The organism is Neisseria sp. P0021.S006, from assembly GCF_051956895.1.
This window is the reverse complement of the sequence record NZ_JBQCWZ010001340.1, coordinates 1-229: the sequence shown is the minus strand read 5'-3', so window position 1 is coordinate 229 and position 229 is coordinate 1. Positions and strand designations below refer to the sequence as shown.

At 57.6% G+C, this 229-nt stretch carries 1 pseudogene; it reads left to right on the top strand.

Annotation, left to right across the window (positions count from 1 at the left end):
• A pseudogene (locus ACTHUM_RS20200) lies at positions 1–229 on the top strand (hypothetical protein); the annotation flags it as partial.

The window sequence follows — 229 nt, the reverse complement described above, 5'->3', positions numbered from 1 at the left end:
CGAAAACCATCAGCCCGACCGGATTACCGACTGCTCGGGTTACGAAACCAAACTGGCCTACACCCCCGAAGGACAGTTGGCGCGTATTACCGATGCGCTGGAACAGCACACCGAATACCACTACGACGCCAATCAAAACCTCACCCTCGCCCTCTATCCAGACGGCAGCAAAGAGACCTTCGGCTACGATGCTGCAGGTCGTTTGACCACCCATACCGACGGCGAAGGC